Source organism: Gloeobacter kilaueensis JS1 (assembly GCF_000484535.1).
Lineage (GTDB): Bacteria > Cyanobacteriota > Cyanobacteriia > Gloeobacterales > Gloeobacteraceae > Gloeobacter > Gloeobacter kilaueensis.
Genome location: NC_022600.1, coordinates 4,294,919 through 4,320,480, shown reverse-complemented (window position 1 = coordinate 4,320,480; position 25,562 = coordinate 4,294,919). Strand labels below are relative to the sequence as shown.

The window sequence follows — 25,562 nt, the reverse complement described above, 5'->3', positions numbered from 1 at the left end:
CCGTTAAACCTGGTCGAATCTCTCGGGAGTGAAGCTATCCGTATTGTTCTTGTCGGCACCCAGGGGCCGCTCAACCTTGGCGCGGTGGCCCGGACGATGAAAAATTTTGATCTCTATGAGCTGTGGCTGGTGCAACCGCGCTGCTCGCCCTTCGATGCGGAGGCGCGCCGCACGGCGGTCCACGCCACCGATATTCTCGATCGCGCCGTTGTCACGGCCAGCCTGGCTGAAGCGCTGGCAGGTTGTGAGCGCGTCGCCGGAACAACCGCCAGAAGCCGGACGGTGAGCGATCCGTTTTTAAGTCCGGCCCAGGGAGCGCGCTGGCTGGTGGCAGGTGCGCCACGGGCGGCCTGTGTGTTCGGGCCGGAGGACCGGGGGCTCAGCAACGAGGAGCTGGCCTTCTGTCAGCGCTTCGTACGCATACCGACCAGTGCCGCTTATCCTTCGCTCAACCTGGCCCAGGCGGTGACGATCTGCGCCTACGAATGGTTCGGCTGTGGGCAGACGACCCACCAGGCGGTGCGTCCGCCGGAGGCGATGCCGGATGTGGACGAACTGGAGGGGTTCTACGCCCACCTGCGCCGCACACTGCTCGCGATCGGCTATCTGCAGGCGCAGACGGCGGAGCGCAAACTGGAAAAATTTCGCCGTCTTTTTAATCGTTCCGGCCTGAGCGCCCAGGAAGTGGCGCTGCTGCGCGGTGTGCTCCGGCAGGTGGACTGGGCGAACCGCCGGCTGCCCACTGCTCAGCCTGCCGCCTATGAGCCGGAGGAGGACTGAACGCTGGCGGCGGTCTGACCAAAGAGAATCCTGCGGCTCTCTTCGCTTACCGTCGGCTGCCCGCTGAAGGGCTGGCCCTTTTCGTAGGCGCGGAGGACGGCGGGGCGAGAGGCGATCACATCGAACCAGCGCTTGAGGTGAGCAAAGTCTTCGAGGCGCTGCCCTTGCCGCTCGTGGGGCACGATCCACGGATAGCAGGCCATGTCGGCGATCGAATAGGTGCCTGCAATGAAGTCGCGTCCTGCCAGTTGCCGGTCGAGCACACCGTAAAGCCGGTTGGTTTCTCTGACGTAGCGATCGATGGCGTAGGGGATCTTCTCAGGCGCGTACTGGCTGAAGTGATGGTTCTGGCCTGCCATCGGCCCCAGACCGCCCATCTGCCAGAAAAGCCACTGGCTCACCGCCACTCGTCCGCGCCGGTCGGCAGGTAGGAACTGGCCCGTTTTCTCGGCCAGATACAGTAAAATCGCGCCGGACTCGAAGACGGAGACGGGTTCACCGCCGTCCTCCGGCTGGTGATCGACGATCGCGGGCATCCGGTTGTTGGGGGCAATGCGCAAAAAATCGGGCTTGAACTGGTCGCCCACCGCGATATTTACCGGCACAATCCGGTAGTCGAGCCCCGCTTCCTCCAAAAAGATCGCAATCTTGTGGCCGTTCGGCGTCGGCCAGTAGTACAGGTCGATCATGGGGCCTCTCCTAAAGATGTCTTGCTCACAAGGACACTGCTTCAGCCGACCATTGGAGCGATTCTGGCGCTTCGGCTTTTGAGTCGAAGGCATAGGCGGCCATACTCAAGATGCCGCAGGTGTAGCTCGCGTGCAATTGCTGAATCACAGGTCTGGGTCCACCGGCTCCGAGGGCGACAAACAGCGGCAGCAGGTGCTCTTCGCTCGGATGGTTGCGAACGGCCTCAGGAGCAAGTTGCCGGTATGCCAGCAGCGCCTCCGTGTCACCGGCAGCCAGCGCCTGGGCAAGCCAGCGATCGAAGCGCACTACCCACTCTGGGACATCATCGCCCCGATAGGTCCGAAAAGCGCCGAGGTTGTGGGTAGCGCTGCCGCTGGCGAGAATGAGCACCCCCTGCTCGCGCAGCGCAGCCAGTGCCCTGCCCACAGCCAGGTGCTGCGCCGGACCGATATGAGACTGGATCGACAACTGCACAACTGGAATGTCGGCGTCCGGATACATCAACAGCAGCGGTACCCAGGCACCGTGATCCAGCCCCCTTTCTGGGTCGCTTAGGGCAGCCAGACCGGCGGCCCTTAGCAACTCCACCACCTGCCGGGCCAGTTCCGGCGCGCCGGGGGCCGGATAGCGCAGTTGGTAGAGGGCGTCCGGGAAGCCGCCAAAATCGTGGATCGTGCGTGGCCAGACAGCGGTGCTCACCGTTGGACCGGCTGTCTCCCAGTGGGCTGAGACGCAGAGAATTGCCCGAGGCCGCTCCAGGTTCTGTCCCAGGTGCCTCAAAAATGCGTGGGCCGCGCCCGCTTCAAGCGCCAGCGTCGGCGCACCGTGACTGACAAAGACGGCAGGAAGAACCATTGGATTGTTCTAGTTAGTACATTCAATGTAGCACGCCCGCTGCGGTCCTTCCTGCCAGATGCTTCAGGCCGCCAGGTGGGCTTCGAGGCGCTCCAGGCTCTGGCCCATGCCTTCTGTAAATTGCATCTTGAGCATCCGGTCGCGCTCTTCGAGTGAATCCAGCCGCAGGTGGAGCGTGAGCGTCGTCCTGCCATCGTGCTCTTCAAAGGTGACCGTGTGTACGGCGGTGGGCGGTTGCCCCTCAGCACCCCAGACATCGCTCTCGATCGCTTCGCTCTTGTAGACCAGCCGCTCCGGCTCGACGACCTCAAGATAGGTACCTTTGCAGGGGTACACGGTGCCGTCTGGAGCGCACATATCGATGCGCCAGATCCCCCCTGGCCGCACATCCATTTCGACGTTGGCGTTGGTAAAGCCGTGCGGTCCCCACCAGATCGCCATGCGCTCAGGTTCAGTCCAGGCTTTGAAGACCAGTGCCCGTGGTGCGTTGAAGGTGCGGGTGATGACGATGACGGGCTCTTGATCGTGTGCGGTAGTCATAGGGTTCTCCTGGTTGGATGTGTGCGTGGGACCTTCAGACGGAGTGGCTGTCGTCGCTTTCTGCTGTCTGAATGTTTTGCAGGTACTCGTCGAGACGATCGAGGCTTTGATCCCAGAACTGCCGGTAGTGTTCGAGCCAATCGGTGGCGTCGCGCAGAGCAGCGGCGTCGAGGCGGCAGGGACGCCACTGCGCCTGGCGGCTACGGGTGATAAGACCGGCGCGCTCGAGCACCTTCAGGTGCTTGGTGATCGCAGGCAGGCTGATCGCAAACGGTTCTGCCAGTTCGTTGACAGCTGCCTCGCCGCGAGCCAGTCGCGCCAGAATAGCGCGGCGGGTTGGGTCGGCAAGCGCTGCAAAAATAGCGCTCAGGCGATCGTCCGTGATCATACAAAACCACAAGGTTAATTAACCTATTGGTAAAATAACTTATGGACAGGTGTCCTGTCAACCGTTCCAGTCGTCTGTTTATCCTGGAGACGCGACATCGCATTCGCTTTGTCCTTGAGGAGAACTTTCATGAGTGGCCAGTCCTCGCCCAGTGCTGTGGCGTCTGCCTACGACCGCTGGTCCGGCACCTATGAGACGGGCGAAAATCCGACACGCGATCTCGCAGCACAGGTTTTACGAGCGCAACTTGCCCTCCAGCCAGACTGGGACGTCCTTGAAATTGGTTGTGGTACCGGCCTGAACACGCGGTATCTGGCTTATCAGTGTCGCAGTGTGCTGGCTTTTGATTTTTCTGCCGGAATGCTCGCCCAGGCAAAAACCAACCTGCAGGCGAGCAACGTACAGTTCAAGGAGCAGGATGTTCAGCTTGGCTGGGACTGCCCGGACGGCACAGCCAACCTGATTGTCTGCACCCTCGTCCTCGAACACATCGAGAATCTAGATCCCATCTTCCGCGAAGCGGCGCGCATCCTCCGCCCCGGCGGCGCATTCTTTATCGGCGAACTGCATCCTTTTCGCCAGTTACAGGGCGGCCAGGCCCAGTTCACTGACCACCGCACCGGCGAGGTGATGTTCGTTCCGGCGCACCTGCACGACGTTGCCGACTACCTGAACGCCAGCCTCCGGCAGGGCTTCTTACTCTCCCACCTGGGCGAATGGCGCGACGAGGGCGCAGCGAGGACTGCCCCACCGCGCCTGCTCTCCCTTTACCTGCGAAAGCGCCTTTGACCCCAGGGCCGATCCAGATGAGGAACGTCGTCATCGTGCCCGCCGTGGGATACCTGATTGACCGAGGTGTTACAGGTTGGGGCAGGTTCTTCGTTAAAAGCCCTTCCGGCGCAGTCAGTCAGCACAAGGGAGCAGAAATTCGATGGTCGAGGTATCGCATCACAACATCCAGGCGTGGACTGCTCTCGGTTGTGTTCTGGAGCTGTACCGCTATGCTCCAGGTCGAGCTGACGGTACCCTGCGCCACAGCCACGAGGAATATCAATTTTGCCTGAGCCTCAATTTTCCGGGTGAATACTTTTATCGCCGGGCGTACCACGCCGTTCCGGTCGGCGCACTCTCGGTCATTCATCCAGGCGAGTTGCACAGCGCTCAAGACCGGGAGGACCGTCCGTACCCTGTGCTCTACCGGATGCTCAGCGCACCGGTGCTCCTGTTGCAACAACTCGGAGCCCAGATTGCCGGGCGGGATGTAGGGGCACCTTTTTTCAAAGTACCGGTGGTGCTCGACGCCGAATTGCGCCATCTGTTCGTCGCCTTCCATCGGGCAACAGCGCCGGCAGCGCCCCTGCTGGTGCAGGAGGCAGCACTGATCGAGTTGATGTGCCTGTGGATCGAGCGCTACGCAGATAGAGGGCAGAGCGTGCGATTTCCGCCGGACGCCCCGCAGGCTGTGCAGCGGGCGCGGGCCTATCTAGAAGACAACATCAGTCGCAACATCACGATGGCGGAACTGGCCCAAATTGCCGGGCTCAACCCTTATCACCTGCACCGGCTCTTCGAGCGCAGCTTCGGTTGTCCACCCCACCGCTATCACCTGCAGATCCGCATCGAGCGTGCCCGGCGAATGCTGGCGCGGGGAGAGATCGCAAGCGAAGTCGCCCTTGCGACAGGATTTGCCGATCAAAGCCACTTCAGCCGCCACTTCAAGCGCTGGTGGGCGGTGACGCCGGGCCGCTACGCGCCGCCGATCAAAAACGTACAAGATCCGTAGGAGCAGATTTTCTAGGATCGGATGCGTCGAACCAGGAGACGCTGCCCGTGGAAGAAAAAGACGAGCGAACGATTCTTACCCGACGCAAGACGATTGCCACCGCTGCCGGGCTCGTCGGGGCCATCCCTGTGGCTGCCCTTGCTAACACCCAGTTCCCTCCCCAGCCAAAGACAGGCAGAGCCGATCCCCAGGGGCGCTTCGCGGGCAAAGTGGTGCTCGTCACCGGAGCCACCTCCGGCATCGGCGAGGCGACGGCGCGGGCCTTTGCCCTGGAGGGTGCGAAGGTTTACTTTTGTGGCCGCCGCCAGGAACTGGGCCGCAACGTTGAGAGTGCAGTCCGTGCCCTTGGCGGTGAGGCGACCTACCAGCGGGCGGACGTGCGCGAGGCTGACCAGATAAAGGCATTTGTAGATAACTGTGTGAGCCGCTATGGTCGTCTGGATGTTGCCTTCAACAATGCCGGGACGGTAGGCGAGGTCAACCCGTTTCTTGAGACAGCCCTCGACGACTGGCACAACGTACTGACCACCAACGCAACAGGGGTCTTTCTGTCGATGAAAAACGAGATCCCCTACATGCTCAAGCAGGGGGGCGGCGTGATTATCAATACCGCTTCGGTCTCGTCCTATAGAGGTTTCCTCAACATTGCGCCCTACGGTGCGAGCAAGCACGCGATCCTCTCGCTCACCAAGACAGCCGCCCTGGCTTTCGCCGCCAAAAACATCCGCATCAGCTCGATCGCTCCCGGCGGCGTCGATACGGCCATGCTCCGCTACGCCCGCGAGCGGCAGGGAATACGTCCCGAGCAGGGGGCGATGGGCATTCCGATTCACCGCACGAATACCGTCGAGGAGATCGCTCGCGCTGTCTTGTTTCTCAGCTCCGACGATGCCACGAGCTTCGCAGGCTCAAACGTCGATGTCACCGGTGGCATGTTGGACTGAGGGCGCACATCCAGTTCAAAGGAGAACATCATGCAGTACGCACGGTTGGGAAATAGCGGGCTTGTCGTCTCGAAGCTGGCCTTTGGAGCGATGACCTTCGGCGCAGGCAGTGGAGCAAATGCCTCGATCTACAAGCTCGACCAGCAGGCCGCCGACGCCCTGGTGGCCCAGGCGCTCGAAGCCGGGGTTAACTTTTTCAATACCGCCGACGGCTACGCCGGTGGCCAGTCCGAGCAGATGCTCGGCAAAGCCCTCGCCTCCCGCCGCTTTGACGCGGTGATCGCGACGAAGGTTGGCTTTCGCACCGGTGAAGCGCTCATCCGCTCGGGCCTGTCGCGGCGGCACATCCTCGCCTCCGCCGAGGGGAGCCTGAGGCGGCTGGGCACCGACTATATCGATGTCTACCTGGTGCATCGGCTCGATCCCTTCACGCCCCTCGAAGAGACCCTCGAAGCACTCGACAGTCTGGTGCGCCAGGGCAAGGTGCGCTACGTCGGCTACTCCAACTGGCCAGCCTGGCTGGCGGCTAAAGCGATTGGTCTGCAGCAAAAGCACGGCTGGGCGCGCTTTGTCGCTGCTGAGATGTACTACTCGCTCATTGGCCGCGACCTCGAACACGAAATTGTGCCCTTTGCCCAGGATGCAGGAATCGGGATCATGGTCTGGAGCCCGCTGGCCGGTGGGTTTTTAAGTGGCAAATACACCCGCGACGATCCGACGGGCGGTGGCGGACGGCTCACAGGCTTCGACTTTATTCCCTTCGAGCGCGAGCACGGCTACACCGTCGTCGATGCTCTCAAGGCGATTGCCGCCGATTACAACGCTGCCCCAGCCCAGGTGGCCCTCGCCTGGCTCCTCGCCCGTCCTGCTATCGCCTCGGTGCTGGTGGGAGCCAGTAAGCCCGAGCAACTCGCCGACAACCTGGCTGCTGCCAACCTCCAACTGCGTGCTGAGCAACGGCAAAGCCTCGACGAACTCACCGCCCCCACGGCCCTCTACCCAAACTGGTTCAATGCCAAGACAATTGACGAGGAGGTGCGCAACGCTCTCGGCCAATCGCCCTGATGCATGCATCGCTCACACCCCTGTAAGATCTAGCGGGGCAATTGGGCGACGGCACTGCCGGTCTGCACCTGCTCGACCAGGGCAGTGACGCTCGGTTGGACGATGGTGGTCATGATGTTGGGGAAGAGCCCGAGGCCGACCATGATGATGAGCAGCACCGTGGCGGGCACCATGTCGAAGAAGGTGACGTGGGGCATCGCCTCAAGGGTCTTGGGCAGCTTGCCAAAGAAGGCGCGGGCCAGCATCGCGAGGATGTAGGCGGCGGTCAGCACGATGCCGAAGATGCAGAGCACAGTCGCCACCGGGAAGCGCTCGATGCCGCCTCGGAAGACGAGGAATTCGGCGACAAAGCCGCTCATGCCGGGCATCCCGGCGTTGGCCATGCCTGCGCCGACTAAAAATGCACCCACCACCGGCAGGGTGGCAAAAAGCCCGCCGAGCTTGGGCAACTCGCGGGTTCCGGCCTTGTCGTAGACCAGGCCGACGAGCATGAAGAGCAGTCCTGAGATGATGCCGTGGCTCACCATCTGAAACATCGCACCGCCCAGGCCGATGACGTTGAGCGAGGCGATCCCCAACACGACATAACCCATGTGGGCGATCGAGCTGTAGGCGACCATCTTCTTCATGTCGGTCTGCGCCATCGCTGCGAGCGAAGCGTAGATGACGTTGATGGCAGCCAGTACCGATAAAAGCCAGGCAAACTGCACCGCCGCCTCCGGAAACAGTCCCAGGCCAAAGCGGACGATGCCGTAGGTGCCGAGCTTGAGCAGAATACCGGCAAGAAGCACCGACACGGCAGTCGGTGCCTCGACGTGGGCGTCGGGCAGCCAGGTGTGCAGGGGCACCAGGGGCATCTTGATGCCGAAACCGAAGGTGATGAGACCCAGGGCGATGAACTGGAAGACGAGGGGATAGGGCGTCTGGGGCTTTGCGAGCACGTCGAGGCTGAAGCTGCCGGTGCCGGAGAAATAGTAGGTGCTCAAGAAAGCGACTAAAAGCGCAATCCCCGAAAGAAAGGTGTAGAGCAAAAACTTGGTCCCGGCGTACTCGCGGCGCTTGCCGCCCCAGATGCTGATGAGAAAGTACAGCGGGATCAGTTCCAGTTCGTAGGAGAGAAAGAAAAGAATCGCGTCGCGGGACATGAACGCTCCGTTCACCCCGCACATCAGGAGCATCACCAGCACGTAGTAGAGGCGGGGGCGCTTGCTCAGCTGCCAGCTTGTCAGGATCGACAGCACCACCAGCAGGCCGTTTAAGAGCACCAGCGGCAGACTGAGACCGTCTACCCCGAGGCTGTAGCTGATCCCCAACTGCGGCAGCCAGCTTGCCGACTCGACGAACTGCTGCTGAGCGCTCGTAAAATCAAAGCGCAGCGCCACCAGAATGCTCAAAGCGAAGGTGAGCCCAGCCACTACCAGCGCCCAGAGGCGGGCGAGGCGATGGTCGATCTCACCGGGTAGCACAGCCAGCCCCAGGGCTCCCAGCCCTGGCAGGAAAAAGATGGCGCTGAGCCAGGACACGCTCATGGTTACTCCGTTTTCGGTTTGGAAGTCTGGTTGTCTGGGGCCGGGTCGCTACTTTTGGCTGCCGGCTTCTCATCGGCGGGCTTAGCCAGCTCCGGCTGGGTTGCTGCCTTGGGCGGTTCGCCCTCGGTGACTTTGAGGCGCTGGTTGACCAGAAGCAGGCCGCCCTGGCGGACGATGGCAAGCGTAATCGCCTGGTCGGTGGGCCGCTGCGGTGCCTGTCCGGTCTTAAACAGCCCGCCCGTGCGCAACGGTTCAAGGGCAGGTGCCTCCACCGCCCCAGGCGATCGGGCAGTGATCGGGCTGAGGCGAATGCCGCCCAGCGCTGGAGACTTCTGCAGCGAGGTGGGCAAGATCGCCTCAATCTTGAAGGGGCGACCGACCCGCACAGCCTCGGGCAGGTTGAGATTCACCTGGGGCGGGTTGCTGCCGATGCTGAGCTTTGTGCGCTCCGCCAGCACCCGCTGAGAGACGAGCTTAAAAGCTCCCTGCTGCTCCTCGTAGAGGCTCGATGTCTCGACCTGGGATTCAAGCTTGCCCGGCTCGCCCAGATCGCTCTTGTAGCCGGCATTGAGAAAGGTCGTGGCGTTGACGCGCACCTGATTTTTTTGGGGCACCACCGCCGTTACATTCGTCTGATAGGTCGGCTGGGAAAGCTTGCTCCAGAGTGCGGCGACCGCCTTGCGCGTCGCCTCGTAAGTCAGGCCGTCGGCACTGCGAAAGCCGGGAGCGTAGTTGACCAACAGCGCTTCGAGATCCTGCTTGTTGGAAGCAGCGTCGATCTTCTCAACCGTTGCCCGGATGCGCGCCTCCAGCACCTCGTTGGCCGCCTGCCCCGGCACTGGGACGATCGCCAGGGTACACACCACGACCAGTGTGAACAGCCAGCGCCTCGACAAGTGTTTACCCCTTGCTTGCAATACTTTACACTTCTTCATTCTAGGACTCCTGTGGGCGGTTGTCTAGCGAGAAATACTTAGCGGCGAGGGCGGCGGCGAGGGCGAGGGCAAAGCCGCCGATGGCGAAGGAGAAGGCAGTAGAGTAACCGAGATGGTCGATCAGTTGCCACCAGAGGGCACCAAAGAGCAACAGGCCGACACCGACGTAGACGGCGAGGGCACCGTTGACCCGGCCTATCCACTCGCCGCGCACGCGCTCTAAAAAGAGCTGATTGAGGCAGACGTAAGCGACGCCGGCGGAGGTCCCAACGGCGACGAGCCAGAGCGACTGCACCCACCAGTTTGCGGCGTGGTGGGTATTAAAGCCGACCAGGGGCACGACAAGGGTTCCCATCGCAATCCCAATCGCCGGTTCGACGCGCCTGGCGAGCCTGCCGATAGCAAGCGATCCGCCGATCGTCCCGATGCCCAAACCGAGCCAGCGGGCCGCCTCCAGCACCCCCAGGGCACTGATGGGCCAGTGCTGCACCTGCTGCACGTAGTAGGGCAAAAAGAGCACCAGCAGCGCCGCCGGGCCAAAGACAAATCCGCTCGCAGCGATAAGCGACGGCAGCAGGGGCCGAATCTGAGCAAACAGCGACTCTCCGGCGGGGGCAGCAGCAGCGGCAGCGGCTTTTGGGGCAACGGGCGACGAGGAGCGAATCCCCAGCAGCAACAGCCCGGCGGCGACAAAGCTCAAAGTGTTGAGCACGAATGCCCAGGCGAGCGGCGCGCTGGTGAGAAGCCAGCCGCCCAAGAGCGGCCCCAGGCACTGGGCCACCGCCCCACCGCTGCTGAGCAGGCCATTGAGCCGGGCCAGTTCGTCGTCGCTCGCCGCCGCCTGCTTCATCAAGGAGCGATTGGCCGGATCGCCCGGCGCACCGAGCATGCCGAGAAAGACCGAAAGAGCGGCGAGCAGCCAGATATTGGCCTCGCCGCGAAAGGCGAGCACGGCGAAGCCGCCGATTGTGAGGGCGTGCAGGGCGTAGCTTAAAAGCAACAGCGTGCGCGCACTCAAGCGATCGACCAGCCAGCCGCCGGGCCAGGAACCGGCGAGCTGGCCCATGAGCCAGAGCGCCTGGCACAGGCCGACCGCCGCCGCCGAACCGCTCAGGCGCACGACCAGCCAGTTGAAGGCAAGGATATGAACCGCATCGCCCCAGTCGGAGCACCAGCGCCCGAGGCACAGCTTCCAGGTGGTAGGACGGCTAAAGAACTGCCAGAGGGCGATCGGCCCGTGGGGGATCTGGGTTTGGAGTGCCATCTCAGCTGCGGGAGCGGGGACTACCGCCGTACAGCCGCTGCGGGAGCTGGTTGAGAACAAATTCGGCGATCTGGGCGGCCCCACCGGCGCTGCCCATGCGCTCGCGGCCATTGCTGCGGATGCGCAGCAGGCGCTCAGAATCCCGCAGCAGGCTCTGGGCGAGCCGGGCGACCGCTTCGGGCCTGCGGGCGGGAGCCACCTCGACGATCTGCACCGACTCGCCGAGTAACTGCCGTTGCAGCCGGGCGAAGCGGCGCGTGAACTGCGGCCCCTGACCGGGAAAGGCGATCACGGGTTTGCCAAGGCCGACGGCCTGCTCGGTGGCTGTCCCAGCCATCGCGACGAGCAAATCGGCGCGATGGAGGACATTGTTGAAGTTGTCGGTGCGCAGGAAGACCACTGCCCCACCCCGCATCAGGCGGCCATCGCCCAGATCCTGCCAGCCGGAGGAGCGCGCCAGTCGCCTGAAGCTCTCAAGGCCCAGCCCGGCGGAGATCGCCGCCTCAAAATGCACTGGTGCAGCCAGCTGCCGCTGCATCGCCTCCAGACACAGGAGCATATCGGCCAGATTGCGCTGCGCTTCGCCAGGGCGCGATCCTGGCAGCAGACCGACGAAGGGGCCAGCGGACCTGATGGCGGCATCGCCGGGCTGTTCTTCGAGGCCGTCCATCATCGGGTTGCCCCCGTAGCTGGCCGCTACCCGGTGCAACCTCAGGTTGCAGCAGGTGATCCGATCGCGGGTAAAGGCGTGCAAACAGCGCGGCGGCTGCATCAAAGCCCGCTCCCAGGGAAAGTAGCAGCTTCTGGCACCGCCTGTGTAGTAGTCGGACTTGGTGCAGCCGACGAAGATGTAGGGCTTGCGGGTCATCCAGGCCAGGCCCAGGGGTAGAATGTCGCCCACCGCCAGCACCAGATCGGTCCAGTCCGCCAGTTTGTTCACCGAGCGCAGCAGATGGTTGCCGTAACCGGTCAGGCCGGAGCGCAGGTCCAGCCACAGCCCGCGCAGCGTCTTAAACGTAAAGCCGCCGGAGGGCAGGATGCGGGTGGCGGCAGCAAGCGGTACCCCAACCCGCTCGTAACTATGGCCGTCGCCCACCATCGGCAGCGCAATCAGCTCGATCGGCTCGTAGTGGCGCTGCTGGCCAAGGCGCAGGAGGTGAATGGCTATCTGGGCTGCGACCCAATCTTCGCCGTGCCCGTCTGAGATTAAGAGGATCTTATGCATGCATTTGCTCGCGGTTCCTCCGAAAGCCTCCACCAGATCACGGGGAGCCATTGGCCACCACGCAGCTTCCCAGAAACAATTGTGAGGATTATATCAGCCGCGCCTGCTGCGATGGAAACGGGCAAACAGTGTTAAGTTTATTAAAAGATCTTGGCGTTCCCGACCGCTGGGCCGGCAAGCCAGAAAGGCCGTGTTTTGGATGGGCGCGACTAGCAGAATGTCCCCGTCGTCTTCTGAAGCGTTTTTTGCCCCGCACCCAACCCTCCTGCAGGCCATCAGCATCGAGACGCAGCGCCTTTTGCCCCGACTGGTCGCCCTCAGGCAGCACCTGCACGCCCACCCCGAATTGAGCGGCGAGGAGTACCAGACTGCCGAATTTGTCGCACAGATCCTGGAGCAGCTCGATATTGCCGTGCAGACCGGCGTGGGCCGCACCGGGGTGGTGGGTCTTCTGGGCAGCGGCAGCGACGAGCGGGTCGTCGGCATTCGCGCCGACATGGATGGATTGCCGATCGCCGAGCAGTCTGAGGCGGTCTATCGCTCGCGGGTGCGGGGAGTCATGCACGCCTGCGGCCACGACCTGCACACGACGATTGGTCTGGGAGCCGCGATGGTACTCGCCTCATTGCGCGACGCCCTGCCGGGGCCGGTGAAGTTTCTTTTCCAGCCTGCCGAGGAGACCGCCCAGGGGGCGCGCTGGATGCTCGACGACGGTGCGCTCACAGACCCGGCGGTGGCAGCCATCTTTGCGCTGCACTGTTTTCCGAGCCTGCCGGTAGGGACGATCGGCGTGCGGCCAGGGGTGTTTACCGCTGCCTCCGACACGATCACGATCGAGATTTTTGGCCGGGCGGGCCACGGAGCCCGGCCCCACGAGGCGGTCGATGCCATCTGGATCGCCGCGAACGTGATGACCAGCCTCCAGCAGGGGATCAGCCGGATGCACAACCCCCTGCAGCCGGTCGTGCTCACCATCGGTCAGATTCAGGGCGGTCGGGCTCCGAACGTGATCTGCGATCACGTTGCCCTCAAAGGCACCGTCCGCTCCCTCGATCCCCAGACCCGCGCCTCCCTGCCCGCCTGGATCGAACGCATCGTCGCCCAGACCTGCCTGGCCTTCGGGGCCGACTATCGCCTGCACTACGGCAACGGCACCCCTTCTGTCATCAACGATCCCGCCCTGACCCGCCTGGTGGAAGATTGCGTGCGCGCCCTGCTAGGAGCAGACCACCTCCAGCAACTCGGCGAACCTTCAATGGGGGCGGAGGACTTTGCTATTTTCTGCGAGCAGGTGCCGGGCACGATGTTCCGACTCGGAGTCGGTGGCCCGGTGAGCTACCCCCTGCACCATCCGAGTTTTGACGGCGGCGACGATGCCATCGCTCATGGCGTGATGGTCCTGAGCGCGGCGGCAGCGAGTTTCTGGAACCGCTAGTCAGGCGACCAGCACTTCGCCCGATGGTCCCTGCAACGTCACCCGCGTCGAGGTGATCTGCCAGCCTTCTGCCAGCAGATCCTGCCGGTGGCGGGCGGTGGCAGCGTCCGCCTCGGCGGCGGTCTCAAAAGGCCCGAAAAGATAAAGATAAGGCTCGTCGGTGGCCAGTTCCAGCCACCAGGCTGCGGTCGTCTGACTGAGAGGAGTACGGTGCATCCTGAGTCTCCGGTCAAATATAGAGTACGTGTCTTGATATCAGGCTGAGGGGGGAAGTACCACTTAAGCTTTCACATTCTTGCGGAGCTTTGTAACCAAAAATGTTACTACTGCTTCGGTAATTGAGATCTATCCAAATGGGTTTCTAGTCCCGTTGCCCGTCGTCTATTGTGGAACGGTGACAGTGCCTGTTGTCAAGGCTGCCAGCCTGATCCCCCGAACTTTTGCCTGTCTGACCGGAACGCACTACTATAAAAGCTACTGATTTTCTTAAGAATTTCTCTGCCAGGCTGTCTAGCACCATGACCCAAGCACCGATTGGACCGACCTACCCGCTTCTGCAAAAGCGGATCTGCAGCAACTGTGGCCTGTGCAATCATCCCCGCTACGAAGCGCAGGTAGAGGCGATCTGCCCCTTTAGCGCCGATCAGGTGAGCGGGTGCGAGGCTGCCCTGCATGGCCGCGAGCGCAACCTGCACACCGACGAGCTTTATTTTGGCGTCTTTCGCTCGATGCACGCCGCTCGACTGCGCACCGCCCGCCCCGACGCTCAGACCGGCGGTGCTGTGACGGCGATTCTTGAACGGCTGCTCACCAGCGGCAAAGTCGAGGCGGTGCTCACCGCCCGCCGCAACCCCGACAACACCGGTACCCCGGTCCTGGTGCGCGATCCGGCTGAATTGCGCCGCTGTGGTGGGTCGCGCTGGGATCTGGTGCCCGTACTCGATCTGGTGCCTGAGATCAAAAAGCAGGGCATCCGGCGGCTGGCGGTGGTGGGTGTCGGCTGCCAGATAAGCGCTCTTCGGGCAATCGAGGCCCAACTGGGTCTGGAGCAACTGTATGTCGTCGGCCTCGTCTGCACCGACAACATGACCTACGCCAACTGGCAGCGGCTCATTGCCGCGATCAGCCGTTCACCCCGGAGCGTGACGAAGCTCGAATTTATGGCCGACTTTCGCATCTGGCTCTGGCACGAGGATGGCTCGATCGAAAAGCTCAGTTACTTCGAGTTGCCGATGAGCAAGTTGCGCGGCTGCTTCCCGAGCGCCTGCACCTCCTGCTTCGATCAGATCAACGGCCTGGCGGACCTGAGCGTCGGCTACATGGCAGCGGACATTGGCTGGCAGTGGCTCATCGTCCGCAACGGACGCGGGGCGGAGATGTTCGATCTCATCTCTGGGGATCTCGAATTTGGCCGCTTTAACGACCGGGGCAATCGCACCGAGGCGATGAAGCAGATTCTGCGCTACCTGGGCAAACCCGCCCTCACCCTGCCCAGCTTTTTAGCCCAGCTATTCACCTGGCAGGTCGAGCACTTTGGGCCACGCGGTCTTGAATTTGCCCGCCTTGCGATCGAGAACAAGCAGACGCGCAACTGGTATTTTCTCAAGACCCAGTATCCGGAGAAGCTGAACAAGCTGCTGCCGCGCTATGTGCGAGCAATTCTTGATAACTATAAACTCCTGGGTGTGTCCAACCTCTCCCCCTGACCGTCGGCAAAGTTTTGCTGAAATTCCTGCACAGTTCCACCGATGTCGCCGTGCAATTGTCGCCCGCTTCGAGGGCCGAGTTAAAAGCGTTGCCTGCCGTCGCAAGGGTCGCTGTCGCCCCATTGACCAGGGTGTCCTTGATTGCACCAGCCCACAAGTGCTGCCTTGAAGCCGTCATCGATCGGTGGACGGGCCAGATGGACGACGCTGTTGGCGAAGAATTTGACGGCCACACCGAAGGCCACGGCGACGAGCGCAGCGGCGTTGTAGCCGGCCTGCCGCATCTGCTCGATCTGGGAGGCGTTTACCTGGCCACGCCCGAGCATGAGCGCTTCCGCAAAGTGCTGGAGAACAGCGAGCCGAGCATCGTCCACCAGTTTGCCGTCGCGGGCAGCGACGACAGTGCTCTCGGTTGCCCCTAGCTGCGAGGCGACCGTAGCGTGGACAGCCACTGAGTAGAGCGCTGCGTTGGCCCGACTTGCCGCAATCATGACGATCTGCTGTTCAAGCGGGCTTAGATGAGTCTGACCAAAAGCCTGCAGCGCCTGAACGTAGCCGTCCAGCGCTGCGGGTTCAGCAGCGAGCGCCAGCGCCAGATTCGGCACGAAACCGAACTGTTCGCACAGCCTGGCAAGGGACTGTGTCGCTGCCTCCGAGATGCCGGGGGCTATCCACTCGGCGAAGTGGTCCTCTCTTGATCCGTCCAGGGCACGGTCTAGAAAATCGTGGATCCGGCCTGCGATCTCGTGGAGGTGGGTTTCGAGGGCGAAGTGGCCCGTCTCAAAAAAATGCACCTCCGCCTCGGGGTTGTCGCGCCGGTAGGCTTCGGCACCAGCGGGCAGGAAGAACGGATCGTTTTTACCCCAGACGGCCAGAGTAGGAGGCCGATGCTCGCGGAAGTAGCGCTGAAATTCGGGATAGAGCGCGACGTTGTTGCGGTAGTCAAGGAACAGGTCGAGCTGGATCTCGACGTTGCCGGGCCGATCGAGCAGCACCGAATCGAGCGTAAAAGATTCAGGAGCGATCAAAGAAGGGTCCGCGACGCCGTAGGTGTACTGGCTGCGGGTCGCCTCGGGCGTGAGAAAGTCTCTCAGTGCCCTGCGGTTTACCTCGCTCGGTTGCTGCCAGTAGCGCTGGATCGGGTTCCAGCCGCTACTGAGACCCTCTTCGTAGGCGTTGCCGTTCTGGGAGATGAGGGCTGTGATCCGCTCAGGATGCGCAAGTGCCAGGCGCAGGCCCACCGGCGCGCCGTAATCGAAGATATAGAGCGCGTAGCGGGTGAGCCCGACCACCTCGCTGAAGCGATCGATCACCCTGGCCAGATTGTCGAAGCTGTAGGCGAAGCTCGAACGATCTGGGGCATCGGTGAAGCCAAAGCCCGGCAGATCAGGAGCAACCACACGGTAGCGAGCAGCAAGCGGGCCGATCAGATCTCTGTACATGTGCGAAGAAGTCGGAAAGCCGTGCAGCAGCAATACAGCCGGCGCACCCGCATCCCCAGCCTCGCGGTAGAAGACGCGCAGACCCTCGACATCGGCATAACGGTAAGCGGTCATTGCAAACTCCTGAAATGGTAGACCGGTCCCTGCTGGCCTTGCGCCTGATAACCGGTAAAAATCTATTTAGATAGTTACTCAGAAGTAGTAACCTGTCAAGCGTCGTTTTAGAGGTTATGATAGGGGAGAGCAATTGCCCGGAGGCTCTGGATGCAGCAACAGCGTCCTGCTCCCCTGTTCATCGGCGATCACCCGGCCATAGATTTTCTCAACAGCACCGCGACTCCTGGCGGCATCCGCCACGAGTGGATAGGCGACGGGTTGGAACTGATCGACTGGCTGGTGGCAGCTGGTCTGCTCGATGGCGAAAGTGTGCCCGCTCTATGGGCAAAATTCGGTGCGGCTTCTGTCGATGGGGTTGCCAGGCAGGCGCGTGAACTTAGAGAGTGGCTGCGCAGATTTGTCGAGCGCCACGCCGGTCGTTCTCTCGCTGTCTCGGTTCTGGGCGAACTGGAGCCCGTAAATCGGCTCCTGGCAGTTGGGCAGAGCTACCGCCAGATCGCCATCGCCGAAGTAGCCCCACCAGAAGCGGCAAATCGGCTCGTTCTCCACCGGCACCAGCACTGGCAGCAACCGGAGCAGCTGCTCGAAGCGGTGGCCGAGGCGATCGCCGATCTGCTCTGCCAGGGCAATTTTGCGCTGGTGCGCCGCTGCGAGGGAACTGGCTGCAGCCTCTGGTTCTACGACCGGACCAAACGCCATGCCCGGCGGTGGTGCAGCATGGCCGGCTGCGGCAACCGTGCCAAAGCAGCTGCCCATCGTGCCCGCAGCAAGGAGGCCGCGCAGGCGGACCACTGAGGTTGCTGTCGTGTCGATTAGAACGCTCCCGCCAGCGCAGCGGTGCAGCGCTCGCAGAGTTCGGGATGGGTATGGTCCTCGCCGACGTGCTCGGAATAGTTCCAGCAGCGGGCGCACTTTTTGCCGTCCGCTTTTTCGACGATCACAGCGACGTCCCCAGACGGCTCCTCCAGCAATTCGACCTGGGAGACGATAAATAGATACCGCAACTGGTCGGCCTGACGGGCCAGTTCGGCGGCAAAGGCCGCATCGGCGACGTAAAGTTTTACCTTTGCCTCCAGCGACGAGCCGATCGCCTTGGCGTTGCGCTTTGTCTCAAGGGCCGCGTTGACGCTGTTGCGCAGGGCCACCAGCTTTTCCCAGTATTCGGCGATCTGCGGCTGGTACCAGCGCGGCTCGCCTGTGGGCCAGCCCGCCTCAAAGATCGAGCTGTGGCTTTTGGGGTAGGGCAGGTACTGCCAGATATCTTCGGCCAGGTGCGGTATGGCCGGGGCGATCAGGCGGCTGATACTTTCGAGGGCGTGGTAGAGCACCGTCTGGCAGCTGCGGCGGCGCACGGCGTTCTCGGCACTGATGTAGAGGCGGTCCTTGCTGATGTCGAAGTAAAAATTCGACAGATCCACCGTGCAGAACTGGTTGATCACCTGAAAGAAGCGTGAGAACTGGTAAGCCTCGAAGGCTTCGGTAATTTCAAGGACAACGACGCTCAGCCGGTGCAGCAGGTAGTGATCGACTTCTTGCAGCGAATCGAAGCCAACCGCGTCGCGCTCGGGCACAAAGTCGCTCAGGCTGCCCAGCAGGTAGCGGGCTGTGTTGCGGATCTTGCGGTAGACCTCGGCGATCTGGGCCAGGACGCTCGCTCCGACTAGCTGGTCGCTGGTGTAATCGACCGAAGCGACCCAGAGCCTGAGCACGTCCGCGCCGTAGGCCGGTTGCTGCTTTAAGTTGGGACCGCCCTCGATGACGATCTTGGGATCGACGACGTTGCCCAGGGACTTGGACATCTTGCGGCCCTGCTCGTCGAGGGTAAAGCCGTGGGTGAGCACCGACTTGTAGGGCGCAAAGCCCTCGGTGGCGACGCAGGTGAGCAAACTCGACTGGAACCAGCCGCGATGCTGGTCGGAGCCTTCGAGGTAGATATCCGCCGGATAGTGCAACTGGGGACGGCGGCCCAGCACGCCTGCCCAGGAGGAACCGGAGTCGAACCAGACATCCATGATGTCCTTTTCTTTGCGGAAGGTCGTGCCGCCGCAATGCACACAGGCGATATCGGCGGGCAACAGCTCGTTCGCTTCTTTTTGCCACCAGATGTCGGATCCCGAGGTGCGCACCGCCAGCTGCACCGCCTCGATCGATTCGGCGGTCAGGAGCACGTTGCCGCAGTTCTCGCAGTAAAAAGCAGGAATGGGCAGCCCCCAGGCGCGCTGGCGGGAGATGCACCAGTCGTTGCGGCCCGCCACCATCGCCGTGATCCGGTTCTCGCCGCTGGCGGGTACCCACTGCGTCTGACTCACCGCCGCCAGCGCCTGGGGGCGAAAGTCGGAGACCGAGGCGAACCACTGGGTCGTCGCCCGAAAGATCGTGGGCTTTTTGGTGCGCCAGTCGTAGGGGTACTTGTGGACGTAGGCTTCTTCTTTGAGCAGCGCGCCTGCGGCCCCCACGGCGTCGATCACCGCCTGGTTGCCGTCAGTCTCGAGATTGGCTCCCCCGAGCACAGCCTTACCGGCGAAAACAGGGAGCGGATTTTTGCGATCACTGTCCGCCTCGCGGGTAAAGCGACCGTAGTCGTCCACCGGTGAGAGCACTCCCAGGCCGTAGTGCTGGGCCACCTCGAAGTCCTCGCTGCCGTGGCCGGGGGCGGTGTGGACGGCCCCGGTGCCCGTGTCGGTGGTGACGTGATCGCCCAGGACGATCGGGCTGGTGCGGTGGTAGAGCGGGTGCTCGAAGAGGCTGTTTTCGAGTTCCTGGCCCTTGAAGGTGACGATCGTCTCGAAGCTGGTGCCCAGGGTAGTGGCCAGCCTGTCCACCAGATCGCTGGCGACGACGAGCAGGCCGTACTCGGGGCTCTCGACCACGGCGTAATCGAGGTGGGCGTTAAGGCAGATAGCCAGGTTGCCCGGCAGCGTCCAGGGCGTCGTCGTCCAGATCGCAACGCCGATAGCCGGTACCTCGTCGCCCTGGCCCATCAGCGCATCGATCAGTTCTTCCTCGCGGTCGTGAAATGCTTCCAGGCGCGGCAGCAGCGCCGCCGCCAGCACCGTCGCCGTCTCGTGCTGGGAGATCGATCTAAGAGCAAAGCGCACGTAGACCGAGCGGGAGGTGTGGGCGGGGCTGCCGTCGTCTCTGGTCGGGTACTCCAGTTCGGCTTCTGCCAGGGCACTTTGAGAACTCGGGCTCCAGTGGACGGGCTTGAGGCCCCGATAGATATAGCCCTTGAGGGCCATCTTGCCGAACACGCCGATCTGGGCAGCCTCGTACTCCGGCTGCAGCGTCAGGTACGGATCGTCCCAGTCGCCCCAGACGCCGTAGCGCTTGAAACCGGCGCGCTGGGTATCGACTGTGCGCAGGGCAAAATCGCGGGCACGAACGCGCAGCTCCAGCGGCGTGAGGGCCGAACGCTCCGCCTGCGAGAGATTCTGGAGCACCTTCAATTCGATGGGCAGGCCGTGGCAGTCCCAGCCGGGCACGTAGCGCACCCGCCGCCCCTGCAGAATCTGGTAGCGGTTGATGATGTCCTTGAGGATCTTGTTGAGGGCGTGGCCGATGTGCAGATCGCCGTTGGCGTAGGGCGGCCCGTCGTGCAGGATGAACACCTCGCCCGGATTGTTCTGGGCAAGCCGCCGATAGATATCCTGCTCCTCCCAGAAGCGCTGAATCTCGACTTCGCGGCTGGCGGCGTTGGCCCGCATCGGAAAATCGGTCTTCGGGGTGCGGACAGTATCTTTGTAGTCGGTGCGGGCAGTGCCCGGCTCCGTAGTCTGGGTCACGACGGTCCATCCTTTTTCCAGTTCTTCCATCTTAAGGGGCAGGCCGCCTCCGATCGGGCCAGTCACCTCCCGCTCCGGCAAGCCAGAAAAATAGGTGAAGTGGATTCTGGTATACTTTCAGAACCTGCCCAGGCAGCAACATTCATCCTTTTTTCGATCAATTTATGAATGCGCAATTCGGCCACCGGACGATCCTGGCAGCTTTGTTGCTCGCTTTTATCGGACGACTGGTGCATCCTGCCTTTGCTCAAAGTCAGCCCGCTGCTGAAGGTCTCGATCAAAAACCGGCGGGTGTCCTGTTTGAGAATGTAAAGATATTCAACGGCACCTCTGAGCGCCTGTCCCCACCCGCCAACGTGCTGGTCGTGGGCAACAAAATTCAGACGATCTCCACCGCGCCGATTGCTGTGGCGGCGGGCAGTAACATTGCGCGCATCGCTGGCGGGGGGCGGGTGCTGATGCCTGGATTGATCGACGCCCACTCGCACATCTACCTGGAGGCCACCCCCATCGAGGTTCTCCTCTCGCCCAAGACCTCCTTTGAATCTCAGACGCAGCAGGCGCAGGCCAATGCAACGGCGATGCTGATGCGGGGCTTTACCAGCACCCGCGACATGGCAGGACCGGTGTTCGAGTTAAAAAAAGCGATCGACCGGGGGGATGTCGTTGGACCGCGCATCTGGCCTTCTGGAGCGATGATCTCGCAGACCGGCGGGCACGGTGACTTTCGCTCCCTGGCGGAGCTGCCCAGAACCGCCACTACACCCCTCAGTCGGGCCGAAATCTATGGCGTGGGGGCGATCGCCGACGGCGCAGATGAGGTGCTGCGCCGAACCCGCGAGCAACTGATGCGGGGGGCTTCGCAGATCAAGCTGGCGGCGGGGGGCGGCGTCGCCTCGGTCTACGACCCCCTCGATGTGAGCCAGTACACCGAAGCAGAATTCCGCGCCGCCGTCGAGGCCGCTGCCAACTGGAACACTTACGTCACGGTTCACGCCTACACCCCGAAGGCCATCCAGACGGCGATCCGTGCCGGTGTAAAGTGCATCGAGCACGGCCAGCTGCTGGATGAGGAGACAGCGAAGCTGATGGCCCAAAAAGGCATCTGGCTCAGCATCCAGCCATTTCTTGACGATGCGGACGCCAACCCTTACCCGGAAGGCTCGGCCAACCGCGCCAAACAATTGCAGGTGGCCCAGGGCACCGACGTCGCCTACCGGCTCGCCAAAAAATACAATCTCAAGACCGCCTGGGGCACCGACACGCTGTACAGCCCCAAAGGGGCCAGCCGCCAGGGGGCAAAGCTGGCGAAACTGGTGCGCTGGTACACCCCGGCCCAGGTGCTGAAGATGGCAACGAGCACCAACGCCGAACTGCTGGACCTGTCTGGCCCCCGCAACCCCTATCCGGGCAAGTTGGGCGTCGTCGAAGAAGGAGCCCTCGCCGATCTGGTACTGGTCAGGGGCAATCCCCTCGAAAACATCCGCCTCATCGAGGATCCAGACCAGAATTTTGTCGCGATCATGAAGGACGGCAAACTTTACAAGAATCTCCTGCGCTGAGGCTTTTGAGCGCGCCGGGGCAACGGTAAAATGCGTTCCAGCAAGGCGCGCCCAACTAGTCGAGGCGGAGGCGTTGCTTCTTTACAATCTGGCGTTTCTTCCCCGCGAGGGAGCGGGCCTGGCAAATTATGCTCTGAATCTGCTCGCCCACCTGGAGTTGGCGGATCTGACGGTGCTTGCCGCCCGCAAAGTGAGTGCCCATCGCCACTGGCCCGTTCCCGCCCGTCTGTCGGTGGATGAGGCCGGGCGGGGGCTGAGGCGGCGGTTGGTCTGGAACCAGTGGCAGCTACCAAAACTGTACAAACAACTGGAAGCACAATTGCTCTTCTGCCCGATTCCGGAAGCGCCGCTCAAGGCCAGTTGCCGTTCGGTGGTCACCGTCCACGACCTCATCCCCCTGCATTTTCCGGGTTGCTTCCCGCTCCAACTGGAGCTGTACTACCGCTATTACCTCCCGGCGGTGCTCCGGCGCGCCGAGCAGGTACTTGCCGTCTCGGAGGCGACCGCCCGCGACCTCCGCGCTTTTTTTGGCCTGGCGGCCCACAAAATAACAGTCATCCCCCCGGCCCACGACAGTAGCCGCTTTTTTTCCCGTGGGCTGCCGCCGGACAATTACTTTCTCTACCTGGGCCGCGCTGACCTGCACAAGAACCTGGAGCGGCTGTTGCGCGCTTTTGCCCTGGTCTCGGAGGCGGGCGAGCTGCGCCTTGTGGGCACCGGTCGAGTCGAGCGGCTCGTTGCCCTCGCAGGTGAACTCGGCGTTGCCGCTCGCGTTCAGTTCATGAACTACGTGCCCGCTGCCCAGTTGCCCGCCCTCATCGAGCGCGCCCAGGCGCTGGTGATGCCGTCCTTGTGGGAAGGTTTCGGCCTGCCGGTGCTCGAAGCGATGGCCTGCGGCACACCGGTGATCACCTCCAACTGCGCTTCGCTGCCGGAGGTGGCAGGCGATGCGGCTCTGCTGGTCGATCCGCTGTCAATTCACGAGATCGCAGCGGCGATGCGGGCGATTCTCGGTGAGGCGGGATTGCGCGAACGGCTTAAAGAACTGGGCCTTGAGCGCGCCGGTCAGTTCAGCTGGTCCGCTGCCGCCCAAAGTACAGGCCAGGTACTCTCGCGCTATCTTTAAGCGGTGGGCACCGACGCGGCAAAAGCGCAGGGGCTGGCCGGGCGCGTGGTGCGCGGCGGCACTGCCCTTGTGATCAGACAGGTTTTGATCCATGGACTGTCATTGCTTGGCGGTCTGGTGCTGTTGCGCTTCTTGCAACCGGAAGACCTGGCCGTCTACGCGGTGATCACGGTGCTGCGCGACTGGTACGGCACGCTATCGGATCTGGGACTGGGAACGACACTCATCCAGCAATCCGCCCCCATCCGCCCCGAGCAGCAGCAGGGACTTTTTTGCCTGCAGTGCCTGGTGAGTCTGGTTGTCGCCCTCGCCCTCACCTGCGCCGATCCGCTTATCGTCGCAGGCTTTGGCTGGCCGACGCAGGCACGGGGAGTATTGACGCTGGTGGGCTGGGGACTGTTGTTCGTTCCCCTGCGCTGGATACCGGCCATCTTGCTGCAGCGGGAACTGTTGCTGGACCGCTTCGCCTTTGTCGAGGTGAGCGAGACGCTCAGCTTCATTGCCGTTGCTCTCGTCGGTGCGGCTGCCGGTGGGGGGAGTTGGGCGCTCGGCTGGGGGATGGTGGCCCGCTTTGCCTGCGGGGCTGGGGTGGCGAACCTGCTGCAGCGCTGGCCCATCGGCTGGCGCTGGCCCTGGAAGAGCGAGTTGCGCTGGCGGCTGGGCCTGGGTTACCAGGCAGGGCTGGTGCTGACGCTACTCAAAGAATCGACGCTGCCGGTGCTGCTGGGCCTGCTCCTCAATGCGAGGGCAATTGGCCTGCTCAAGTGGGCGCTCACGATCGCCAACCTGCCGCTGGTATTGCCCCTCAGCCTCGACCGGCTGACTTTTCCTTTGATGAGCCGAATGGCCCAGCAGCCGGAGCAGTTTCGGCTCTGGGTGGTGCGCACGATGCAGCTCAATGCGCTGGTGGTCTGGTGGCTGTCGGCTCTGCTCGTCGTCCTCGCCGAACCCCTGGTACACACGCTGTTTGGCAACCAGTGGCTACCGGCCCTGCCCTATCTCTACGGTTTGTTGCCGATCGCCCTGGTCTACGCGCCGCTCCTTGCCGTCATCCAGGCCCATCAGGCGCTTGCCCAGCCGGAGGTCAATTTCTGGCTCAACTGCAGCTGGCTTATTGTGCTCTGGCCCTTAAGCTGGCTGTTGGTGCCGCAGCTGGGAGCGATGGGATTTGTAATCGCAAGTGTCAGTATCAACGTCGCCAGCCTTGTCGTGATCGTCCGCGCCAGCCGCATCTTTAAGATCTCTGTCTTCCAGCACACCTGGCCTGCTGCGACCGCCGGTCTTCTCGCTGCCGCCACGGGCTACGGCGCGCTGCGAGTTTTATCGACTATGAATCTGCCCCTCGTGCTGCTGGTCGCCCTTGCCATGAGCGCCGTTTATGCTGGAGGGCTCTGGCTGGGCTGGCGCGATCTGCTCAGCCAGGTCTTCGCCGCCCTGCGCGCAGAATTTCGCCGGACCCGCCCGATTCAGGAGGCTGGATCTTGATCGCTCATCAAAATTTCTCACACCACAGTGTCTCGCGGTGTGAGAATCTGGTGACACTGTCTGGAAACTCCATGTCTGATCTGACTGTCACCCAATCCCTCGTCGAGCAGGTGGTCGATCTGGCCCACCGAGCCGGGCGAGCGATCCTCGAAGTTTACGAAAGCCCCGATCTGGGCGTCGAGTACAAGGCGGACGAATCGCCCCTTACTCGCGCCGATCTCGCTTCTAACCGGGTCATCACTGCCGGTCTGGCGCAATTGACGCCCCCGGTGCCCATACTTTCAGAAGAAGCCAAACAGCTCCCCTACGAAAAACGGCGCAGCTGGAACCAGTTCTGGCTGGTCGATCCGCTCGATGGCACCAAAGAATTTATCAAGCGCAACGGTGAATTTACCGTCAACATCGCCCTGGTCGAGGCGGGCGAGCCGGTAGCGGGCGTCGTCCACTCGCCGGTGCTGGGCACCACCTACTGGGCAGCGCGGGGCATCGGTGCGTTCAAGATCAAAGCCGATGGGGAGGAGGTACCCATTCGCGCCGGTACCGCAAACGCTAATACTTTCAAAGCTGTTGCAAGCCGCTCCCACGCTGGTCCTGAGACCGAGGGGTTTCTTGAACGCCTGGGGCAGATCAAACCGGTCGAGACCACCTCCAGCGGCAGTTCCCTCAAGTTGTGCCTGGTCGCCGAAGGATCCGCCGACCTCTACCCGCGCTACGGTCCGACGATGGAGTGGGACACTGGCGCAGCCCACGCCGTCGTTACCCAGGCGGGCGGCAGCGTCACCGACCTCAAGGGTGTACCTCTGCAGTACAACAAAGAAAATCTGCTCAATCCTTACTTCGTCGTGCTCGGGGACTTTGCTCCCGAACTGCGCTCCCAGGTGCTGCAGATCCTCTGACGCCTGGTAGTGT

At 62.6% G+C, this 25,562-nt stretch carries 23 protein-coding genes and 1 pseudogene; 12 read left to right on the top strand and 12 right to left on the bottom strand.

The genetic code is table 11. The features are described 5' to 3' along the window. Positions 1-84: 84 nt before the first annotated feature. Entirely contained in the window at positions 85-780 is a 696-nt protein-coding gene (locus GKIL_RS20030) for an RNA methyltransferase (RefSeq protein ID WP_245595872.1), read from the top strand. On the opposite strand, the gene GKIL_RS20025 is transcribed toward GKIL_RS20030, so the two are convergent. The 4 genes from GKIL_RS20025 to GKIL_RS20010 all read right to left on the bottom strand — a co-directional run bounded on the left by GKIL_RS20025 (position 759) and on the right by GKIL_RS20010 (position 3,250). Continuing rightward, complete coding sequence (locus GKIL_RS20025; RefSeq protein WP_023175688.1) at positions 759-1,469, bottom strand: glutathione S-transferase N-terminal domain-containing protein; 711 nt, start codon at positions 1,467-1,469, stop codon at positions 759-761. The genes GKIL_RS20030 and GKIL_RS20025 overlap by 22 nt on opposite strands. Positions 1,470-1,494: 25 nt before the next feature. Continuing rightward, positions 1,495-2,325 (bottom strand): DODA-type extradiol aromatic ring-opening family dioxygenase, encoded by an 831-nt coding sequence (locus tag GKIL_RS20020; RefSeq protein WP_023175687.1) that lies wholly within the window; start codon positions 2,323-2,325, stop codon positions 1,495-1,497. Positions 2,326-2,388: 63 nt separating this feature from the next. Beyond that, positions 2,389-2,865: an SRPBCC domain-containing protein gene (locus tag GKIL_RS20015; protein WP_023175686.1), complete on the bottom strand. Its 477-nt coding sequence runs from the start codon at positions 2,863-2,865 to the stop codon at positions 2,389-2,391. 34 nt (positions 2,866-2,899) lie between these two features. After that, positions 2,900-3,250: an ArsR/SmtB family transcription factor gene (locus GKIL_RS20010; protein ID WP_041245085.1), complete on the bottom strand. Its 351-nt coding sequence runs from the start codon at positions 3,248-3,250 to the stop codon at positions 2,900-2,902. Between the two features lie 132 nt (positions 3,251-3,382). Between GKIL_RS20010 and GKIL_RS20005 the strand changes: the two genes are divergently transcribed. The 4 genes from GKIL_RS20005 (at position 3,383) to GKIL_RS19990 (ending at position 7,045) form a co-directional block, all read left to right on the top strand. Beyond that, on the top strand, positions 3,383-4,042 hold the full coding sequence (locus tag GKIL_RS20005) for a class I SAM-dependent methyltransferase (RefSeq protein ID WP_023175684.1): 660 nt from the start codon (positions 3,383-3,385) through the stop codon (positions 4,040-4,042). Positions 4,043-4,184: 142 nt separating this feature from the next. Continuing rightward, positions 4,185-5,036 carry an AraC family transcriptional regulator gene (locus GKIL_RS20000; RefSeq protein ID WP_023175683.1) on the top strand — a complete coding sequence of 284 codons (852 nt, stop codon included), beginning with the start codon at positions 4,185-4,187 and terminating at the stop codon, positions 5,034-5,036. Between the two features lie 47 nt (positions 5,037-5,083). Next, positions 5,084-5,980, top strand: a complete 897-nt coding sequence (locus GKIL_RS19995; RefSeq protein WP_023175682.1) for an SDR family NAD(P)-dependent oxidoreductase — start codon at positions 5,084-5,086, stop codon at positions 5,978-5,980. 30 nt (positions 5,981-6,010) lie between these two features. Then, positions 6,011-7,045, top strand: coding sequence for an aldo/keto reductase (locus GKIL_RS19990; RefSeq protein WP_023175681.1), 1,035 nt, complete (start codon positions 6,011-6,013; stop codon positions 7,043-7,045). Positions 7,046-7,074: 29 nt separating this feature from the next. On the opposite strand, the gene GKIL_RS19985 is transcribed toward GKIL_RS19990, so the two are convergent. The 4 genes from GKIL_RS19985 to GKIL_RS19970 are packed head-to-tail and all read right to left on the bottom strand — an operon-like array spanning position 7,075 to position 11,998. Further along, the gene (locus GKIL_RS19985) at positions 7,075-8,574 is read right to left on the bottom strand and encodes a complex I subunit 4 family protein (RefSeq protein ID WP_023175680.1); all 1,500 of its coding nucleotides are present in this window, start codon (positions 8,572-8,574) and stop codon (positions 7,075-7,077) included. Between the two features lie 2 nt (positions 8,575-8,576). Next, on the bottom strand, positions 8,577-9,470 hold the full coding sequence (locus GKIL_RS19980) for a hypothetical protein (protein WP_041244094.1): 894 nt from the start codon (positions 9,468-9,470) through the stop codon (positions 8,577-8,579). A gap of 40 nt (positions 9,471-9,510) precedes the next feature. After that, positions 9,511-10,773, bottom strand: coding sequence for an MFS transporter (locus tag GKIL_RS19975; RefSeq protein WP_023175677.1), 1,263 nt, complete (start codon positions 10,771-10,773; stop codon positions 9,511-9,513). 1 nt (position 10,774) lies between these two features. Beyond that, positions 10,775-11,998, bottom strand: coding sequence for a lipid-A-disaccharide synthase-related protein (locus GKIL_RS19970; protein ID WP_051382877.1), 1,224 nt, complete (start codon positions 11,996-11,998; stop codon positions 10,775-10,777). A 217-nt stretch (positions 11,999-12,215) separates the two neighbouring features. Between GKIL_RS19970 and GKIL_RS19965 the strand changes: the two genes are divergently transcribed. Beyond that, positions 12,216-13,433: a M20 family metallopeptidase gene (locus tag GKIL_RS19965; RefSeq protein ID WP_023175675.1), complete on the top strand. Its 1,218-nt coding sequence runs from the start codon at positions 12,216-12,218 to the stop codon at positions 13,431-13,433. Here GKIL_RS19965 and GKIL_RS19960 read toward each other — a convergent pair whose 3' ends face one another. Continuing rightward, positions 13,434-13,649 carry a DUF1816 domain-containing protein gene (locus GKIL_RS19960; protein ID WP_023175674.1) on the bottom strand — a complete coding sequence of 72 codons (216 nt, stop codon included), beginning with the start codon at positions 13,647-13,649 and terminating at the stop codon, positions 13,434-13,436. A gap of 302 nt (positions 13,650-13,951) precedes the next feature. Between GKIL_RS19960 and GKIL_RS19955 the strand changes: the two genes are divergently transcribed. Continuing rightward, positions 13,952-15,139: a Coenzyme F420 hydrogenase/dehydrogenase, beta subunit C-terminal domain gene (locus GKIL_RS19955; protein WP_023175673.1), complete on the top strand. Its 1,188-nt coding sequence runs from the start codon at positions 13,952-13,954 to the stop codon at positions 15,137-15,139. Between the two features lie 80 nt (positions 15,140-15,219). On the opposite strand, the gene GKIL_RS25985 is transcribed toward GKIL_RS19955, so the two are convergent. Next, on the bottom strand, positions 15,220-15,744 hold the full coding sequence (locus GKIL_RS25985; RefSeq protein ID WP_420841405.1) for a carboxymuconolactone decarboxylase family protein: 525 nt from the start codon (positions 15,742-15,744) through the stop codon (positions 15,220-15,222). Between the two features lie 105 nt (positions 15,745-15,849). After that, positions 15,850-16,695: pseudogene (locus GKIL_RS25980) on the bottom strand (alpha/beta fold hydrolase); the annotation flags it as partial. 150 nt (positions 16,696-16,845) lie between these two features. On the opposite strand from GKIL_RS25980, the gene GKIL_RS19945 reads away from it, so the two are divergent. Next, positions 16,846-17,493: a CGNR zinc finger domain-containing protein gene (locus GKIL_RS19945; RefSeq protein WP_023175671.1), complete on the top strand. Its 648-nt coding sequence runs from the start codon at positions 16,846-16,848 to the stop codon at positions 17,491-17,493. Positions 17,494-17,510: 17 nt separating this feature from the next. On the opposite strand, the gene ileS is transcribed toward GKIL_RS19945, so the two are convergent. After that, complete coding sequence (gene ileS / locus GKIL_RS19940; protein WP_051382967.1) at positions 17,511-20,510, bottom strand: isoleucine--tRNA ligase; 3,000 nt, start codon at positions 20,508-20,510, stop codon at positions 17,511-17,513. 134 nt (positions 20,511-20,644) lie between these two features. Here ileS and GKIL_RS19935 point away from each other — a divergent pair, with 134 nt between their 5' ends. The 4 genes from GKIL_RS19935 to cysQ all read left to right on the top strand — a co-directional run bounded on the left by GKIL_RS19935 (position 20,645) and on the right by cysQ (position 25,549). Then, a complete protein-coding gene (locus GKIL_RS19935) occupies positions 20,645-22,042 on the top strand; it encodes a metal-dependent hydrolase family protein (RefSeq protein ID WP_023175669.1) in 1,398 nt (465 codons plus the stop codon). Between the two features lie 73 nt (positions 22,043-22,115). Next, positions 22,116-23,168, top strand: a complete 1,053-nt coding sequence (locus GKIL_RS19930; RefSeq protein ID WP_023175668.1) for a glycosyltransferase family 4 protein — start codon at positions 22,116-22,118, stop codon at positions 23,166-23,168. Between the two features lie 3 nt (positions 23,169-23,171). Next, positions 23,172-24,653 carry an oligosaccharide flippase family protein gene (locus tag GKIL_RS19925; protein WP_023175667.1) on the top strand — a complete coding sequence of 494 codons (1,482 nt, stop codon included), beginning with the start codon at positions 23,172-23,174 and terminating at the stop codon, positions 24,651-24,653. A 71-nt stretch (positions 24,654-24,724) separates the two neighbouring features. Continuing rightward, a complete protein-coding gene (gene cysQ / locus GKIL_RS19920) occupies positions 24,725-25,549 on the top strand; it encodes a 3'(2'),5'-bisphosphate nucleotidase CysQ (RefSeq protein ID WP_023175666.1) in 825 nt (274 codons plus the stop codon). The last annotated feature ends 13 nt before the right edge of the window (positions 25,550-25,562 follow it).